General features: G+C 68.3%; 15 protein-coding genes. 10 read left to right on the top strand and 5 right to left on the bottom strand.

Annotation, left to right across the window (positions count from 1 at the left end; translation table 11 throughout):
• Positions 1 to 46: 46 nt before the first annotated feature.
• Both FFK22_RS33040 and FFK22_RS33035 read right to left on the bottom strand, forming a co-directional pair.
• The gene (locus FFK22_RS33040) at positions 47 to 2,359 is read right to left on the bottom strand and encodes a polysaccharide pyruvyl transferase family protein (RefSeq protein ID WP_221939029.1); all 2,313 of its coding nucleotides are present in this window, start codon (positions 2,357 to 2,359) and stop codon (positions 47 to 49) included.
• 58 nt (positions 2,360 to 2,417) lie between these two features.
• Positions 2,418 to 3,569 carry a polysaccharide pyruvyl transferase family protein gene (locus FFK22_RS33035; RefSeq protein WP_138887490.1) on the bottom strand — a complete coding sequence of 384 codons (1,152 nt, stop codon included), beginning with the start codon at positions 3,567 to 3,569 and terminating at the stop codon, positions 2,418 to 2,420.
• Positions 3,570 to 3,917: 348 nt separating this feature from the next.
• Here FFK22_RS33035 and FFK22_RS33030 point away from each other — a divergent pair, with 348 nt between their 5' ends.
• Positions 3,918 to 5,069 (top strand): hypothetical protein, encoded by a 1,152-nt coding sequence (locus tag FFK22_RS33030; RefSeq protein WP_138887489.1) that lies wholly within the window; start codon positions 3,918 to 3,920, stop codon positions 5,067 to 5,069.
• Positions 5,070 to 5,090: 21 nt separating this feature from the next.
• Here FFK22_RS33030 and FFK22_RS33025 read toward each other — a convergent pair whose 3' ends face one another.
• Positions 5,091 to 5,771 (bottom strand): MucR family transcriptional regulator, encoded by a 681-nt coding sequence (locus FFK22_RS33025; protein ID WP_138887488.1) that lies wholly within the window; start codon positions 5,769 to 5,771, stop codon positions 5,091 to 5,093.
• Positions 5,772 to 6,540: 769 nt separating this feature from the next.
• On the opposite strand from FFK22_RS33025, the gene FFK22_RS33020 reads away from it, so the two are divergent.
• The 3 genes from FFK22_RS33020 to FFK22_RS43370 all read left to right on the top strand — a co-directional run bounded on the left by FFK22_RS33020 (position 6,541) and on the right by FFK22_RS43370 (position 8,845).
• On the top strand, positions 6,541 to 7,098 hold the full coding sequence (locus tag FFK22_RS33020) for a MucR family transcriptional regulator (protein ID WP_138887487.1): 558 nt from the start codon (positions 6,541 to 6,543) through the stop codon (positions 7,096 to 7,098).
• A 475-nt stretch (positions 7,099 to 7,573) separates the two neighbouring features.
• The gene (locus tag FFK22_RS33015; RefSeq protein WP_221939028.1) at positions 7,574 to 8,218 is read left to right on the top strand and encodes a TOPRIM nucleotidyl transferase/hydrolase domain-containing protein; all 645 of its coding nucleotides are present in this window, start codon (positions 7,574 to 7,576) and stop codon (positions 8,216 to 8,218) included.
• A gap of 186 nt (positions 8,219 to 8,404) precedes the next feature.
• Positions 8,405 to 8,845, top strand: coding sequence for a hypothetical protein (locus tag FFK22_RS43370; RefSeq protein ID WP_186002784.1), 441 nt, complete (start codon positions 8,405 to 8,407; stop codon positions 8,843 to 8,845).
• A 194-nt stretch (positions 8,846 to 9,039) separates the two neighbouring features.
• Here FFK22_RS43370 and FFK22_RS43365 read toward each other — a convergent pair whose 3' ends face one another.
• Complete coding sequence (locus FFK22_RS43365; RefSeq protein ID WP_186002783.1) at positions 9,040 to 9,750, bottom strand: sigma-70 family RNA polymerase sigma factor; 711 nt, start codon at positions 9,748 to 9,750, stop codon at positions 9,040 to 9,042.
• 460 nt (positions 9,751 to 10,210) lie between these two features.
• Between FFK22_RS43365 and FFK22_RS33000 the strand changes: the two genes are divergently transcribed.
• The 5 genes from FFK22_RS33000 (at position 10,211) to FFK22_RS32980 (ending at position 15,495) form a co-directional block, all read left to right on the top strand.
• A complete protein-coding gene (locus tag FFK22_RS33000; RefSeq protein WP_138887485.1) occupies positions 10,211 to 11,482 on the top strand; it encodes an ABC transporter substrate-binding protein in 1,272 nt (423 codons plus the stop codon).
• 67 nt (positions 11,483 to 11,549) lie between these two features.
• Positions 11,550 to 12,470 (top strand): carbohydrate ABC transporter permease, encoded by a 921-nt coding sequence (locus FFK22_RS32995; RefSeq protein WP_138887484.1) that lies wholly within the window; start codon positions 11,550 to 11,552, stop codon positions 12,468 to 12,470.
• 10 nt (positions 12,471 to 12,480) lie between these two features.
• Entirely contained in the window at positions 12,481 to 13,356 is an 876-nt protein-coding gene (locus FFK22_RS32990) for a carbohydrate ABC transporter permease (protein ID WP_138887579.1), read from the top strand.
• Positions 13,357 to 13,363: 7 nt separating this feature from the next.
• Positions 13,364 to 14,476, top strand: coding sequence for an ABC transporter ATP-binding protein (locus tag FFK22_RS32985; RefSeq protein ID WP_138887483.1), 1,113 nt, complete (start codon positions 13,364 to 13,366; stop codon positions 14,474 to 14,476).
• A complete protein-coding gene (locus FFK22_RS32980) occupies positions 14,473 to 15,495 on the top strand; it encodes a Gfo/Idh/MocA family oxidoreductase (RefSeq protein WP_138887482.1) in 1,023 nt (340 codons plus the stop codon). Before FFK22_RS32985 ends, FFK22_RS32980 begins: the two co-directional genes overlap by 4 nt.
• Before the next feature lie 10 nt (positions 15,496 to 15,505).
• Here the strand turns inward: FFK22_RS32980 and FFK22_RS32975 are convergent, their stop codons facing one another.
• Complete coding sequence (locus FFK22_RS32975) at positions 15,506 to 15,892, bottom strand: RidA family protein (RefSeq protein WP_138887481.1); 387 nt, start codon at positions 15,890 to 15,892, stop codon at positions 15,506 to 15,508.
• Positions 15,893 to 15,984: 92 nt separating this feature from the next.
• On the opposite strand from FFK22_RS32975, the gene mtnK reads away from it, so the two are divergent.
• On the top strand, positions 15,985 to 17,271 hold the full coding sequence (mtnK, locus tag FFK22_RS32970) for an S-methyl-5-thioribose kinase (RefSeq protein ID WP_138887480.1): 1,287 nt from the start codon (positions 15,985 to 15,987) through the stop codon (positions 17,269 to 17,271).

Below are 17,271 nucleotides of genomic sequence, written 5' to 3'. Positions count from 1 at the left end.
CGCCGCAGCGGCGAACGGGCGCTGGGGTCGCCCGTTCATCACGGCCTCAGAACGGGATGCGGGCGTAGACGTCGCCCGACACCGGCCACAGCGCGTCGTCGAAGGACACCCCCTGCGCCACCGGGAAGGCCTCGAACAGGTCGCGGCCGTCATAGCGCAGCGGCTGCCAGGTCTCGTCGATCCAGGTGATCACGTCCTCCCACGGCGTCTCCAGGCTGCGGTCGCGGCAGAAGGCGATCACGCCCGGCTTGCCGACGCCGGAGTAGAAGTCGCGGATGCGGTGGTCGATCCGGTTCTCCGGATCGTCGACGTCGAGCAGCAGGCGGCCGCCCTCATAGGTGCCGAACCAGCCGCAGGGCACGCCGTAGGTCTCGGCGATCACCATGCCGTGCAGGCTGGTCGAGATGATCCGCTTGCACGACACGATCTCCTCCACCTTGGCGGCGAAGGCGTCGACCTTCGGCGCGGTGTAGGTGTTGATCAGCCGGATCGAGCCCGCCAGGCTGGGCGGGATGTTGTAGCGCTTCAGCGCCTCCTTCACCCCGGACTGCGGGTCCATCGAGGACAGCTCGGAGATGTGCAGGATCACGCCGAGCTCATGCGTCTTCTTGACGTGGTGCATCGGCATGATGCGCGGCAGGAACCACACCGGGTCGCCGAACACGTCGGGCACCTTGATGCCCTGGCCGCGCAGCACCGCCTGGGTCTTGCGGCCGCGCACGCCATGCACGACGAAGTCGGTGTTCTGCGGCCGGATGTACTGCCGGATCGAGCGGTCGACCGGGTTCAGCGTCGCATCCATGCCGGTGCCCCAGAAATGGAGCACGCCGTTCTTCTGGGCATGGCCGATGGTGCCGACCGCGACCATCCGCTCCGACGCGTCGTCGAAGGCGGCGCGGCGCACCGGCAGGCCGGCGATGGCGGACACCACCACGGCGCTGAGCGCATCGCCGAGATTGGCGTGCGGATGCTCGCTGGTGGTGGCGACCCAGGACAGCGGGATCGACAGCCGCTTGGCGTTGAAGCGCAGCAGCGTCTCCAGCCGGTCGCGCGAGGCCGCCTCCGGCTTGGCCACCGCCGGCGCGGCGACACGGGCCGGCGCCGGGGTGGCCTCAAGCACCGGCTCGGGCGCCCGGGCAAGGGCGGCGGACCCGGCGGTCATCGGGGCGGCGGAGGCGGCGGCCGCGGCGGGCTTGGCCGGGGCGGGGGTCGAGGGAACGGTCATGGCAGAAACAACCTTCAGGGCCGGGGCCGGCTTGGCGACCGGAGCCGCAGCCGGGGCCTCGGTCTTCGCCTCCCCGGCCCGGGCCAGGGCGAAGCGCTTGCGGTCTTCCCGGCGCAGCTCGTCCACGGAATGCTGGAGCACGAGGCCGGTCAGCACCGGGTGGTCCCACACGGTCTTGCCGGCTGGCGCCACCAGCGGCTTGGCCTCGAGCGGGAAGGCGTTGATCAGCGCGTCCTCGTCGATCGACACCGGCTCCCACACATCGTCGATGGTGTCGATCACGTCCTGCCAGTCGGTGGCGATGCCACGCGGCTGGCTGTAGCTCCAGATCTCGCTTTTGCCGATGCCGGTGTAGAGGTCGACAATCCGGAGATCGGTCGTGCCGCTGGGGTCGAGATCGGTCAACGCCAGGCCGGGCTCGTTGCCCTGCGGCGAAAAGTACAGGCAAGGGATGCCGTAGCTTTCGGCGATCACCATGCCGTGCAGGCTGGTCGAGACGATGCGCTTGCAGGCCAGGATCTCATCGACCTTGTCCTGCAGCCCGCCGATGCCGATCGGCGTCACCGTGCTGATCAGATGCACCCGGCCGGCGAGCTCGGCCGGCACCTCGAAGCGCTTATAGTCGGCCCGCGGATTCGCCTGGGCGAAGGACCGGTCGGCCAGCTCCGACAGATGCAGGATGACGCCGACATCCCACTTCTTCTCGACCTTCGGCTTGTAGAAGCGCGGCAGCAGCCAGACCGGGTCGCCATAAACGCCGCCCTTGGCCTTGCCGCCGAGCAGCCGGGCCGAGACCGGGCCGCGGCTGGCCGGGACGTGGAAAGTCGACTCCGGCGGCACGGTGAAGGGCAGACGCTCGGGCATCGGCGCCGACGGATTCTTCCAGCCCGAGCAGCCGGTGCCCCAGAACCAGACTTCACCGCCCTCGAATCCATGGCCGATGGTGCCGACCGCGCCCATGCGCACGGATTTCGACTTGGTCGGGACGCGGGCGACATCCAGGCCGGACAGCAGGGCCACCATGACCGGGCTGAGCGCGTCACCGAAGTTCAGATAGTCCATCTCCTTGGTCGAACCGGCCCAGGAGAGCGGGATCTGTCCCGCGTCGCGCGTGGCCCGCAACAAGCTGTTCATCATGCGCCTCGTACAGTTCGATCAGGTCGATGTGTGGGTGCGGAATCGTGATGCCGCATCAGGCCCGGTCCGGCAGGGGCCGCCGCAGCAGCGCCGCCATGCGCTGCAGCGGCCCGGCCGGCCGCGCCGCGATCGCCGGCCGGGCCTCGGCGGCGAGAGGCCGCAGCACGGTCTGCGGCCGGTGCTGCAGTGGGATCTGCCGCAGCACCGGATGGTCGAACACGGTCTCGCCCTGCCGCGGCCGCAGCGGGTTCAGGTCCAGCGGGAAGGCTTCCTGCAGCGGCGCCGTGTCGAAGTCCGGCGGCGCCCAAGCCTTGTCGATCGCCGCCATCAGTGCCGGCCAGTCGGTGCGCTCGCGCCGCGGCTGGCCGTAGATCGGCAGGCTGGTCCGGCCGAGGCCGCGATAGAGGTCGACGATGCGGAGATCGAGCGTGCCGTCGGGGTCGAGCTCCGCCATGTGCAGGCCGCGCGGCGCCCGGGGCGAGAAGTACAGGCAGGGGATGCCATAGCTTTCGGCGAAGACCATGCCGTGCAGGCTGGTCGACACGATCCGCTCGCATTCCAGGATCTCGTCGAGCCGGGCGCGCATCCCGTCCAGGCCGATCGGCGTGACGGTGTGGATCAGCTTGACGTCGCCGGCCAGCTCGGGCGGCACCACGTAGCGGATGTGCTCCGCCTTCGGCCGGACCTCGAAGGACCGGTCCTGCAGATCGGCCAGATGGATGATGACGCCGAGCTTCCATTTCTTGCGCGGCGGCCCGGGGTAGAATTGCGGCAGCAGCCAGACCGGGTCGCCATAGACCGCCGGGCCGACGGCGTTGTCCCCGCCCAGGATCCGGCGCGACACCGGCCCGCGCGTCGCCGTGATGTGCAGGCGCGTGCCGGGCTGCGGCGCCACCTGGACGCGCGCCTCGGCCGGGGCCGACGGGTTGCGCCAGCGCGAGCTGCCGGTGCCCCAGACCACGACCTCGCCCTCCTTCAGGCTGTGGCCGATGGTGCCGACCGCGGCCATGCGCAGGCGCTTCGATTCATGCGCCATATGCTCGACCGGCAGGCCGGCCAGCAGCGACACCATCACCGCGCTGAGCGCATCGCCGAGATTGACGTAGTCCTGCTCGCGCGTCGCCGCCACCCAGGTCAGCGGCACGATCTGCCGCTCCCGCACCGATGCGGCCAAAGCGCGAATGGTCTCGTTGCCCGGCACGGCCATCGATCGTCCATGATTCCAGTTTCGTCCCGAAGGTTTTAAGCCGGAATCGCCGCCGCTGTCATGCATTTTGCGGTGCGAAATCGCAGTGCGAAGCAAAAATCTGCACTGCGGCGCCGCCGAGGCACCTTCCGGTTTGGGTTTAGAATCCGCTTCCGGATCAATATGATGTGCCGAGCAAACCTGAAACCGGCTTTTCCTGGGTCTCGGGCCGGGCATCCCGAATCACCCCTCCCAAGCAAAACCTTCGAAAGCTTCCCGTGCGACATCCGGCCGCTTCGCCGCAGCGCCAGTTTCGACCATTCTGGCCGCGGGGGGAGCCACGCCCGACAGGCAATGACGAGGAACTGCATGCAGATCCGTTTCCCGCTCCTCCCGGCCGCCGCCCTGGCGCTGGCCGCCGGTCTGGCCGCGGCGCCGCCGGCCCGGGCCCAGACCCAGTCCGACAAGCTGCAAGACTTCATGATCATGGATGCCTGCGTCGACCAGCACGACCGGATCGACCCGGCGCTGGTGCCGGGTGACCGCGACTGCACCCGGCGCCGCAACATCCGCGCCGGCGAGGCCGTGCCCTATCACCTGCACAACTTCCCGAGCCCGGGCGCCCCCTGCCCCGAACGGCTGGGCACGGTGTCGAAGGACAACATCCCGATCGAGAAACAGGGCGTCACCCGCATCGTCAGCTTCTACGACCGTGGCGTCGACCACAGTTGCCCGGACGCCAAGCCCGACGCGCCGAGCTTCGGCAAGCTCGACACCGGCCGCGAGGGCGGGTCGGTGCAATGGGTCGACGCGCGCTGGGGCTACATCATGGGCAGTTGGAGCCCGGTCGCCCTGTCCTACTGGCTGACCCCGTCCTGCGCCGGCACGCCCGACACATCCGGCCGGTTCCGCTACGGCTGGGTGATCGGCCCGGCGACGCTGCCGCCGGAAGGCCAGGGCGGCTTCGAGGTGTTCCAGAGCAAGCTGGTTACCGCCAAGGATGGCGGCGAGCCCGAGGCCGGCTGCCCGAAGCGCTTCGCCAAGCCCTTCACGATGTGGATGCGCGACCGCTTCACCTACAAGGACGGCAAGGATCTCGACAGCCTGATCTCGCTGCGCTTCTCCAGCTCCAGCAAGGACGGCCGCGGGCCTGGGCCGGCGACCCAGGTCGAGATCACCTACTGGACCAAGGAGTTCGGGCTGACCCGCTGGGAGAAATGGGCCCGCGCCGACTGGGTGCATCCGCGCAGCCGCCAGGCCGCGCCGATGCTGGGCAAGACCCTGTTCGCGCGCGACACCTGCAGCCCGCCCTACAGCTTCCGCAGCAGCCCGGTGCCGGGGCTGACGATCAGCGACGGCGGCAGCAAGGACGATTACAGCCGGACGTTGACGCAGGGCGACGAATCCCACAGCTGGCACATGTCGCTGTGCAGCGACTACACCAACATCGTCAAAGATGCCGATGGCGGCCTGGTCCCGCCCTGGGGCCAGGCGCTCAGCAACATGTTCTGGGTGGAGTAGCCTGTGACGGGCTTCCGGCGCCTATCGCCGGAAGCCGTCGGGCCGCGGCCCTTCCGACCGGCGGCCGGGAACCGGCTTGATCCCGTCGTGCCGCAGCCCGGCCGGCGCCCCGCGGCGATGGCGTCGGCGCGCCCGCCCGGCCTCGACCCGCCGGGTCTCCTCCTGCAGCCGCAGCACCGTTGTCCCGCCGCCTTCGGAGGGCGGCACCAGCCGGCGGCGCCAGGCTTGACGCTCCTGATGCGAGGCCGGCGGCACCATCGGATAGACCGCGGGCAATCCCCAGCGCCGGCGGTACTGGTCCGGGCTGAGCCCATGCGCCCGGTCGAGATGGCGGGCGAGATCGCGGCAGACCCGGCCGTCCTCGAGGCAGATCAGGAAGCCGAGGCCGATGGTCTCGGACAGCGGCACCGCCGGTACCAGCACCGGCGGCACCGGCGCCGGCGGCACCCGGGCGGGCGCCGCGCGGACGGCTTTCGGCACCCGGCGCCGTGGCGAGGCCGAGAGATCGTCGAACGCCGCCAGGATCTTCGGGACCAGCGCGGGATCCTCGGGCATCGAAGCGGGCTGGCGCGCGCGGAAGGCCCGCGCGATCTCGGCGGCGAAATCCCGGTGCTGCGGCAGCAGCTTTTGGAGGTCGGTCCCCGCCCCGGTCAGGCCCCGGCCCGCCTTTCGGCTCGCGTCGTCACGCTGATCAATTCGCATTCATTCGTCCTTCCGACGCACAGCTTTGATGCCGGCTCGACCCAGTCGGAACCACTGTCGGCAAAGGTTCATGCAGGCGCTGCCCCCACCAACCCAATGATTCCATGGCCGGCCGACCGGCCGACATGGTTCCCCCTCCCCTTGAACCCTTTGTCATTGATTGCAATGCGGCGGCACATATTCGGATAATGCACGTTCCGAATCGCGAAATCAGCCTACCAGCAAGGGCCGATCAGGTTAATCCTTAAAAACTATTGCGGAGGACCATTTTAAATCGAAGAGCTGAGGGCCAGCCGCCGCCGATAGGTGGCTCAACGATCGGCAATGCCGGAATCTCCGTGGATTCTGTCCGGATGGAACTTTTCGAGACCATGCATTGCGGAAGCCGGAAAAATATGCCAAGATTTCGATATAAAGGTTTTGAGATCTGCAGGCAGTGGTCGAATTCACCGACGACACGCGACGGATGGAGTTGATTTCCGTCCTCTCCACGCCCCACGGCACAACCTACGCGCTGCAATGTCGCAAGGATGGGAGGGTGTTGGAAGGCGTCTATCGGCCGCTCTGCGGGCCCGGAACCGGTACTTTGTGCCGCAGTACCTGGATCGAAAAGCTTTGCGTTATCATCTTGCGGAAATCGCACCAAACATCTTAAAATTGCACTTAGATTTTAGCCATCCAGTGGAGGGAGGCGATTCGAATCCTTCGGCGGCCGCAAATTCAATCGCGCCTCGCCCCCCGGACGGATCGTTCACTAAGAAAGAGCAGCATGGCCCGCCCAAGCGAAACCGAGATCCTGAGGTTCACCAAAGAGATCGTTGTCGCCCACGTGTCCCGGAACACGCTCGACAGCGAGAGCCTTCTCGACCTGATCCGCAACGTCTACACCACGCTCAGCGCCACCCAGGGCGCGATGGTCGACGGCGAGAGCGACCTGCCGATCGATGGGGCCGACGGCCTCATCCCGGCCGAAGGGTCCGGCGCCGAGCATGACGGGCGGGCGGTGGATGCGACGCCCCCGGTCCCGGCGGTGCCGATCGAGGATTCGGTGACGCCGGACTATATCGTCTGCCTCGAGGACGGGCGCCGCTTCAAGACCATGAAGCGCTGGCTGCGGGCGACCTACGGGCTGAGCCCGGAGCAGTACAAGGAGCGCTGGGGCCTGCCGGCGGACTATCCGCTGACGGCGCCGAACTACACCAAGGCGAAGTCGGCGGACGCCAAGCGCCAGGGCCTCGGCTCCGGCCGTCCGGCCCGCGTCGCCCGGGCCAGCCGGCCCGGCCGCCAGCGCGCCGCCCGCCCGAGCGAAAAGAAGACCAAGCGCTGAGCCCAGCGTCCGGCCGCTGCGGGGCGCGGCCGGACCGGTGCTGCGCCTCCAGCCAGACGATGGGGTTTGATTCCTCATCGGCAGGTGTTCGTCCATGAGACCGGACAGGCTCATTCGAGCCTCTCATCCGTAGCCTGTTGGATTCGTACATCTCGTCCGCACACGCGTTGGGGCTTGATCGTTGCCTCTCCTCCCCGGCTTGACCCGCGGTGTGCGAGGCCTCTTCAGAACAACGGCCCATCCCTTCGTCGTCATTCCCGCGAAAGCGGGAATCTTTTGCCGATCGAAGCGTTGCGAGATCCCCGCTTTTGCGGGGGATGACGGATTGGGGAATTTCAAAAGGTTTCGCAAACGGCAGAGGCATTCGTAGCCAGGCGGCTCCCGGGATGTATACGATTGCCGCGCCTGTCAGAACATATGGGTGGCCGGGTTGGCCAGCAGGGCCGTGGATATGGCGCCGACGCGATCGAGGGGCGTGCGACGCCGGGAGCGTTCCGTTCCCGGATATGCGAGCGGGGCCGATGCGCCGCTGCGGGCAACCGCGGATGCGCTGGAACGCGCCGAACACGCCCGGTCCATCGTGCTGGTCGAGGGGATCAGCGATCAGATCGCCGTCGAGACCCTGGCAAGCCTCCAGGCGCGCGACCTGGCGGCAGAGGGCGTGGTCGTGGTGCCGATCGGTGGCGCCCGGTCGGTGTCGAAGTTCCTCGCCCGTTTCGGGCCGACCGGCGCCGGGCTGCGCGTCAGCGGCCTGTGCGATGCTGCCGAAGAGCGGCACTTCTGCCGGCAACTGGCGAGGGCCGGCTACGCGCAGCCCGATACGCGCAGCGACCTCGAAAGCGCAGGCTTCTTCGTCTGCGACCGCGACCTGGAAGACGAGCTCATCCGTGCGGTCGGACCCGACGCCATCGAAGCGATCCTGGCGGAAGAGAAGGACCTCGCTGCGTTCCGCACGCTGCAGCAGCAGGCCGCATGGCGGGACGCCGGCTTCGTCGATCAGTTTCGCCGGTTCCTGGGGGCGGGCGCACGCCGGAAGCTGCGTTACGCCGGCCTGTTCGTTGGCGCGCTGGACTCCGATCGCCAGCCCCGACCGCTCCAGGGTGTCCTGAGCCGGGCTTAGTCGAGGCGCCGGCGCCACGTTCGGACTCGACAGATCGAGCTTATGTTCTATATTCGTTCCAAATCGTCCATCACGACCTGGACCGTCATGGGGCATATCCAGCAACTGGCTTTCGCGCTCGGGCCGATCGGGGCCAGACCGGCCGCGCCGGCTCGTCCCCGGCCTGCCGGACGGCCGGACAGGTCAGTGGCGGCGGTGGCCCAGCCGCTGCTGCCGGAGGTGGCGCCACCCGCGCCGCCCGCGCCGGCGGAGGCGACCGAGCCCGCGGCCGTGATCGCCCCGGAGCCGCCCCCGGCGCCTTCGCCACCCGCCGCCGTGCCGCCCTCCCCCGCCATTGCAGCGCCGCTGTCCGACGACATGCCGTCGCCGGTGAAGGCCGCCCTTTATGTGGTGATCGGCTTCGCGCGCGGACGCGAGCGGCGGCGCGGCGGATGGCATCGCTTGGCGGAGCAGAGTTTCGCCAGCCGGCGCCGGGCCGAGGAGCATGCGGCGCGGCTGCTGGCGCGGGGTCGCACGGAGGGCGTCATCCTGGCCCGGCAGGAGCTCCGCCCGGATCCGGATGCGGCGGAGGAGCCGGTGATCCTGGCGCGCCTCGGTGAGCTGCCGGCGGAGCTGGCGGAAGGGTGAGAAACCATTTGTAAATGCTGCTGGCGCGGCCGTCTGACGGCGGACTCGAAGCTTCCGGTGCTCACGGACCAATGTCCGCTGCGCGCCGGTTCTCGAAACCACCGCCAGCCGACTCACGCCAGCGCATTTCCAGACGGTCTCTGACGCGGAAAGGGCGCCCCGAGGGCGCCCTTCCGTCCACAATGGCCTTCCGCTCAGTGCACGCCACTGAGCTGCCGCAGGCTCTGCCGCGCCCGGCCGAGGCGGGACCGGATGGTGCCGACCGGGACGCCGAGCGTGGTGGCCGCCTCGTCATAGGAGGCACCGCCCACCGCGACGATCTCGAGCACCTCGCGATGATCATGGCTGAGCTGGGGCCAGGAGGCCTGGACCCGGGCGATCTCCACCCTCTGCTCCTGATTGACCGGAACCGCGATCTCGCAGTCCTCGATCGGGAACTGACTGGTGGCGCGCTTGGCCGGGCCGACGAATTTCGACAGGAAGATCCGGCGCATCATCACCACCAACCACGCCATCAGGTTGGTTCCGGGCTGCCAGAGATGAAGCTTGCAGTAGGCGCGCATCAGCGTCTCCTGCAACAGATCTTCCGCATCCACCGGGTCGCGCGTCAGCGACGCCGCATAGCGCCGGAGGTCCGGCATCCGCGGCGACACCAGGGACGTGAAGCTGGCGGACGCGGCCCCTTCGATCCTGTTCGTCATTCTCCACCCTTTCCTGCCCTTGGCCGTCGGCGGCGCGGGCAAAGTCTCTCCTGCTTCGGACTCGAGACCTTCGGCCTCCGGCCCGGATGATGCGCAATGATCAGACGATCGATTGCCGCTTCGGTGTGAACTGATGATGAACCCCTCGACCGTTTGCCATGTTCCGCCAAAATTCAGCCAGAATTCCGCTGCATCGATCGTCATTCGTACGGCATAGGCCGTCGAAGACGGCATAAAGGGCCGTTCCGCTTCGCCGCCGCTATCATTTGATAAGGCAAAAAATATTTCGTCTATGTGATCTATTACATCATTTGATAATTCGCATACTGAGATCACATCCGCCGTACTTGGCGAGATGGACGGAGCCGCCTTGGTCATCTTCAATGGCGCAACTAGACCGCCTAGGCCTTGCCGCATAGCCGCATCTTGCGCCTGCGAAAGCCCTCCCGATTGATTGAGCTTCGACCCGTAAACATTCGTCAGACAAAGGGATTCGGCTTCCGCAGCCCTGGCCGCTTGGCGTATGGAGTCGGTACGCTGCCGGACCGCTTGGTTCGGCTGGAACGTCGAGGTTCGGGCCTGGCCCCACCAAGATCCGCCGCGTTCGACGGCGGAGAATGCCTGTGCACACAGCGCAGGCGTCGAACAGGAGAAGGTACAGGGAATGCTCAAGACGTATCTGACGGCGACGGCGGCGAGCCTGCTGGCTCTCACGGCCGCGGCCTATGCCCCCTCCGCGGCCGCGCAGGCCAAGGAGGAGGTCGAGGTGATGCATTGGTGGACTTCCGGCGGCGAGGCGGCCGCCCTCAACGTCCTGAAGGAACAGCTGCAGAAGGAAGGCGTGTCGTGGAAGGATGCGCCGGTGGCCGGCGGCGGCGGCGATGCGGCGATGACCGCGCTGCGGGCCCGGGTGACGGCCGGCGACAAGCCGACCTCGGTGCAGTTGCTCGGCCTGTCTGTCCATGACTGGGCGTCGGAAGGCGTGCTGGCCGACCTGACCCCGCTGGCCGAGAAGGAGCATTGGGCCGACCATATCCCGCCGGCGATCCAGGCCTTCTCGACCTATGAGGGCAAGTGGGTCGCGGCCCCGGTCAACATCCACCGCACCAACTGGCTTTGGATCAACAAGAAGCTGCTCGACAAGGTCGGCGGCAAGGCGCCGACCAACTGGGACGAGTTCCAGGCCCTGGCCAAGCAGTTCAAGGACGCCGGCGTCACGCCGCTGGCCCATGGCGGCCAGCCCTGGCAGGAAGCCACCACCTTCGACGCCATCGTCGTCGCCGTCGGCGGCAACGACTTCTACAAGAAGGCCTTCGTCGACCTCGACCCCGAGGCGCTGGGCAGCGACACCATGCAGAAGGCGCTCGACCAGCTGCGCGTGCTGCGCGGCTGGGTCGACCCGAACTTCTCCGGCCGCGACTGGAACCTGGCCTCGGCCATGGTGATCAACGGCGAGGCCGGCATGCAGGTGATGGGCGACTGGGCCAAGGGCGAGTTCATCAAGGCCGGGCTGAAGCCGGGCGTCGACATCGTCTGCGTGCCCTATCCGGGCAGCGAGAAGGCGTTCCTGTTCAACAGCGACCAGTTCGCCATGTTCAGCCTGGACGACAAGGCCCGGCAGGACGCGCAGCTGAAGCTGGCCAGCGCCATCGAGAGCCCGAGCTTCCAGGAGAGCTTCAACCTGGTGAAGGGGTCGATTCCGGCGAACACCGAGGTCAAGCCGGACAAGTTCGACAGCTGCGGCCAGAAGTCGATGGCCGACCGCGACGCCTTCAAGGCGACGGGCGGGATGCTGCCGAGCCTGGCGCACGGCCACGCCGCCCCGGCCGCGGTCAAGGGCGCGATCTACGACGTCGTCACCAACTTCTTCAACTCGACCCAGTCCTCCGCCGATGCGGCGAAGGCCCTGGTCGACGCGGTGGCGCTCGCCAAGTAACCCGCGCGCGGGGGCCGGTCGCCGGCCCCCGCCGCATTTTCGCCCCTGCATTTCCGAGGGCCTGCCGATGGCCGTGATCTCCGAGCCCGCCGCCGCGGGTCGCCGATCCCCCTTCGATTGGCTCCAGACGATCCTGCCCAAGCTCGTTCTGGCGCCGTCCTTCGCCGTGACCATCGTCTGCGTCTACGGCTTCATCCTGTTCACGCTGTATCTGTCGATGACCAACTCGACGATGATGCCGCGCCTCGACAGCTGGGTCGGCCTCCTCCAGTACGAGAAGCTGTGGGCCGACCCGAAATGGACCATCTCGCTGGTCAATCTGGCGATCTACGGGGTCCTCTACATCGGCATCAGCACCGCGATCGGCCTGCTGCTGGCGATCCTGCTGGACCAGCGGATCCGGATCGAGGGGGCGCTGCGCACCATCTACCTGTATCCGATGGCGATCTCCTTCATCGTCACCGGCACCGCCTGGAAGTGGATCCTCAACCCGGGCCTCGGCCTCGACAAGCTGATGCACGACCTGGGCTGGACCAGCTTCACCTTCGACTGGCTGATCAATGGCGACATGGCGATCTACACCATCGTCATCGCCGGGGTCTGGCAATCCTCCGGCTTCGTCATGGCGATGTTCCTGGCAGGCTTGCGCGGTGTCGACAGCGACATCCTGAAGGCGGCAGCGATCGACGGCGCCACGCTGCCGCAGACCTACCGGCGGATCATCATCCCGCTGATGCGGCCGGTGTTCCTGTCGGCCTTCGTGGTCTCGGCCCATCTCGCGATCAAGAGCTTCGACCTGGTGATGGCGCTGACCGCGGGCGGCCCCGGCACCTCGACCTGGATGCCGGCCCTGTACATGTACAGCCTGACCTTCACCCGCAACCAGATGGGCCTGGGCGCCGCCAGCGCCGTGATCATGCTGGCGACGATCAGCGCCATCATCGTGCCCTATCTCTACTCCGAGCTGCGGGGTGGTCGCCGTGACTGACGCTGCACTCATGGTCCCCGGCCCGCGCTCGGGCCTGTCGGTGGCGCTGCGCTGGCTGCTGTTCGCCATCCTCGGCCTGTTCGCGCTGATCTACCTGTTCCCGCTCTTCGTCATGATCGTAACCTCGCTGAAGACGCTGGACGAGGTGCGCGCCGGCAACCTGTTGTCGCTGCCGCCGAACCCGACGCTGGAGCCCTGGATCAGCGCCTGGAGCACCACCTGCGTCGGCCTGACCTGCGAGGGGCTGAAAGGCTATTTCCTCAACTCGATCCTGATGACCGTGCCGGCGGTCGCGATCTCGGCCGTGCTTGGCGCCCTGAACGGCTACGTGCTGACCAAATGGCGGTTCAAGGGCGACGGCATCGTCTTCGCCCTGATCCTGTTCGGCTGCTTCATCCCGTTCCAGATCGTGCTGCTGCCGATGGCGCGGACGCTGGGCCTCTTGGGCCTCGCCTCCTCTACCCCCGGACTGATCTTCGTCCATGTGGTCTACGGGCTGTGCTTCACCACGCTGTTCTTCCGCAACTACTACGCCGCCTTCCCCAACGACCTGGTGAAGTCGGCGATGATCGACGGCGCCGGCTTCTTCCGCATCTTCTGGCGGATCCTGCTGCCGAACTCGATCCCGATCATCGTGGTCACGGTGATCTGGCAGTTCACCAACATCTGGAATGACTTCCTGTTTGGCGTGTCCTTCGCCGGCGGCGGCAGCGCCATGCCGGTAACCGTGGCGCTGAACAACATCGTCAACAGCTCGACCGGAGTGAAGGAATACAACGTCCACATGGCCGCGGCGATCATCGCCGCGCTGCCCACCCTGGTCGTCTATGTGCTCGCCGGCCGCTATTTCGTGCGCGGCCTGATGGCGGGCGCGGTGAAGGGATAACCGCACCATGGCATCGCTTACGATCCAGAACGTGATCAAGCGCTACGGCGCGATCGAGATCCTCAAGGGCATCGATATCGACATCGATGACGGCGAGTTCCTGGTGCTGGTCGGCCCGTCCGGCTGCGGCAAGTCCACGCTGCTCAACATGATCGCCGGGCTCGACACCATCTCGGACGGCACCATCGCCATCGACGGCAGGCGGGTGAACGAGCTGCACCCGAAGGACCGCGACATCGCCATGGTGTTCCAGTCCTACGCCCTGTACCCGAACATGTCGGTCGAGCAGAACATCGGCTTCGGGCTGGAGATGCGCGGCGTGCCGAAGGAGGCGCGGGCCAAGGCGATCGCCGATGTCGCTCGGCTGCTGCAGATGGAGCATCTGCTGAAGCGCAAGCCCAGCCAGCTGTCCGGCGGCCAGCGCCAGCGCGTGGCGATGGGCCGGGCGCTGGTGCGCGACCCCAAGGTGTTCCTGTTCGACGAGCCGCTGTCGAACCTCGACGCCAAGCTGCGGGTGGAGATGCGGACCGAGATCAAGAAGCTGCACCAACGGCTGAAATCGACCATCGTCTACGTCACCCACGACCAGATCGAGGCGATGACGCTGGCCACCCGGATCGCGGTGATGCGGGCCGGCGAGCTGCAGCAGCTGGGCACGCCGCGGGAGATCTATGACCGGCCGGCCAACACCTTCGTCGCCGGCTTCATGGGGTCGCCGCCGATGAACCTGATCAAGGCCAAGGTGGTGGACCACAATGGCGGCCCGCACGCCGCGATCGACCGGCTGCAGGACGGCGAGATCGTGCTGCCGCTGCCGGCCAATGACGGGCTGCGCGGCGCCGCCGGGCGCGAGATCATCCTGGGCCTGCGGCCGGAGAACATCACCGACCCGCAGGGCGCGGTCAGCGGCGGCGGCCCGGTGCTGGCGGCCGACTGCCTGATCGAGGTGACCGAGCCCACGGGCCCGGACCTGATCGCGGTGGTCGAGATGGGCGGCAAGGAGGTACTGGCCCGCCTCAGGCCCGACGCCGAGGCCCGGGCCGGCCAGCGCAGCCGGCTGGTGTTCGACATGGGCAAGGCCGTGGTGTTCGACGCCGGAACGGAAGCACGCATCGCATGACGCCCGTTCGTATCGGACTGATCGGCTACGGCCCCGCCGCCCGCGTCTTCCACGGCCCGCTGATTTCCGTCTGCCCGGGCGCCGAGCTGGCCGCGGCGGCGGTGCGGAACCCGGAGAGCGTGACCGACGCGCCGCCCGGCCTGCCCATCGTCACGGTCGACGCCCTGCTGGCCGACCCGTCGGTGGAGGCGGTGGTGGTGGCGACGCCGAGCGGCAGCCACCACGACGTGGCCCGCCGGGCGCTGGAGGCCGGCAAGCATGTCGTGGTCGACAAGCCGGTCACGGTGACCGCGGCCGAGGCCGACGACCTGATCGCCCTGGCGGCGGAGCGGCGGCGGGTGCTGACCGTGTTCCACAACCGGCGCTGGGACGGCGACTTCCTGGCCCTGCGCGACCTGATCGCCCAGGGCCGCCTGGGCCGTGTGCTGTCCTTCGAATCCAACTACGACCGCTACCGCCCGACCGTGCGGGTGCGCTGGCGCGAGCAGGCGGTGCCGGGATCGGGGCTGCATTACGATTTGGGGTCGCATCTGATCGACCAGGCGCTGGTGCTGTTCGGCCGGCCGGAGTTCGTCCGGGCGGAGCTGCGCGCCATCCGCCCCGGCGCCGAGGCGGTGGACGACGCGATCTTCACCCTCGGCTTCGGCCCCGTGCGGGCGCTGCTGCGCTGCCGCATCCTGGTGGCCGAGCCCGGGGCGCGGCTGGTGGTGCAGGGCGACCGCGCCACCTTCCGCAAGCTGGAGATCGACCCGCAGGAGGACCATCTGCGCGCCGGCACGGTCCAGACCGGGCCGGAGACCGGCTGGCTGACCGTCGGGCGCGAGGCGGGCGTGGCGGAGACGCAGCGCCTGGCGATCGCGCCCGGGCGCTACGGCGCCTTCTATGACGGCTTCGTCGCCGCGGTGCGCGACGGCGCGCCGCCGCCGGTCGACCCGCGCGACGGCCGCGACGTGGTCCGGGTGATCGAGGCCGCGATCGAGAGCTCTGCTACCGGGCGCAACGTCCGGCTGGAGTGGTGAGCGGCCCCGCTCACCCAGCCGCGATCACCTCGATCTCCACCAGCCAGTCCGGCGACAGCGTCTGCGCCACCAGCGCCGTGGTCGGCACCACATGGCCCTGCAGCGCGGCGATGCGGGCGGCCTGGTTGGCCTCGGCATAGGCCGGGTCGCGCAGATAGCTGGTGATCCGCACGATGTTGCGGACCGTCATATCCGCACTGGCCAGGATGATGCGGATGTTCGACCAGATCAGCGCCAGCTGCTGCTCCAGCGTCGCGCCGGGCACGCCCTGGGCGTCGAGGCCCATGGTGCCGGCGACGTAGAGGATCCGGTCCGGCTGCCGCACCTCCAGCGCATGGATGTAGTCGGGCGTGGCCGGATAGATGCCGTCGGTCGGGTTGTGCGGAACGGTCTGCATGATTCGGTCCTCCCTGTGGCTTGACAGCAGGGGAGCCGGCTTCCGACACTCCGCCCGCCTGGAGAATACAGAGTGTCGGCGGAGACTGAAGCATGAGTGAGGAGAGCCGGCTGACCGGCGGCCCGAATTACCGGCCGCTGGACGAGGCCTTGATCCGCCCCTATCTGGCCGGCCTGCCCGCGATCCGCGACCGGCTGGGCGGCGATCCGGCCGGCTGGCACGTCACCGAGGTCGGCGACGGCAATCTGAACCTGGTGTTCATCGTCCGCGGATCCACCGGCGGCATGGTGGTCAAGCAGGCCCTGCCCTATGTCCGGCTGGTCGGCGACAGCTGGCCGCTGCCGCTGGACCGCGCCTGGTATGAATGGCACGCCCTGTCCGAGCAGGCGAGCCACGTGCCGCACCTGCTGCCGAAGCTGTTCCACTTCGACCCCGCCATGGCGCTGATCGTGATGGAGTGGCTGACGCCGCACATCATCCTGCGCAAGGGGCTGATCGCCGGCACCCGCTATCCGCTGCTGGCCGGGCATATGGCGGAGTTCCTGGCCCAGACGCTGTTCAAGACCTCCGACCTGCACGCGCCCGCCGCCGCGAAGAAGGCGAAGATGGCGCCGTTCTGCGGCAACACCGCGCTGTGCAGGATCACCGAGGACCTGGTGTTCACCGATCCCTACCGGATCGCCAAGCTGAACCGCTGGACCTCGCCGCAGCTGGACGGCATCGCCGCCGAGTTCCGCGCCGATGCCGCCGCCAAGGTGGCGGTGCAGGAGCTCAAATGGGCCTTCCTGACCCGGGCCGAGGCGCTGGTGCATGGCGACCTGCACACCGGGTCGATCATGGTGACCGAGACCGACAGCCGCGCCATCGACCCGGAATTCGCCTTCTATGGCCCGATGGGCTTCGATGTCGGCGCCCTGCTGGCCAATTTCTTCCTGGCCTATTTCGCCCAGGACGGCCACGCGACGGCGGCGGACGACCGCGCCGACTACCGCAGCTGGCTGCTGGTGCAGGCCGAGGCAATCTGGGCCGGATTCCAGAAGCGCTTCCTGGAGCTGTGGCGGGCCGAGGGCACGGGCGACGCCTTCGACCGCGGCCTGTTTGCGGACGGCGACGGCGCCCTGGCGCTGGACGCCCACCGCAAGGCCACCATGGCCCGCCTGTTCCGCGACACGGTCGGCTTCGCCGGCGCCAAGATGGTCCGCCGCATCCTGGGGCTGGCCCATGTCGCCGACCTCGAGACCATCGCCGACCCGGACCGGCGCGCCGCCTGCGAGACCAAGGCGCTGCGCCTGGCCCGCGCCTTCCTGGTCGAACGCGACCGCTTCACCGGCCCGGCCGATCTGCGCCATGCGGCCGAGACCGTCTTCCGCGAGGGTTGA

The sequence above is a fragment of the Mycobacterium sp. KBS0706 genome (genome assembly GCF_005938675.2).
In the GTDB taxonomy this organism is placed as follows: domain Bacteria; phylum Pseudomonadota; class Alphaproteobacteria; order DSM-16000; family Inquilinaceae; genus Inquilinus.
This window is presented reverse-complemented; position numbering and strand designations above follow the sequence as displayed.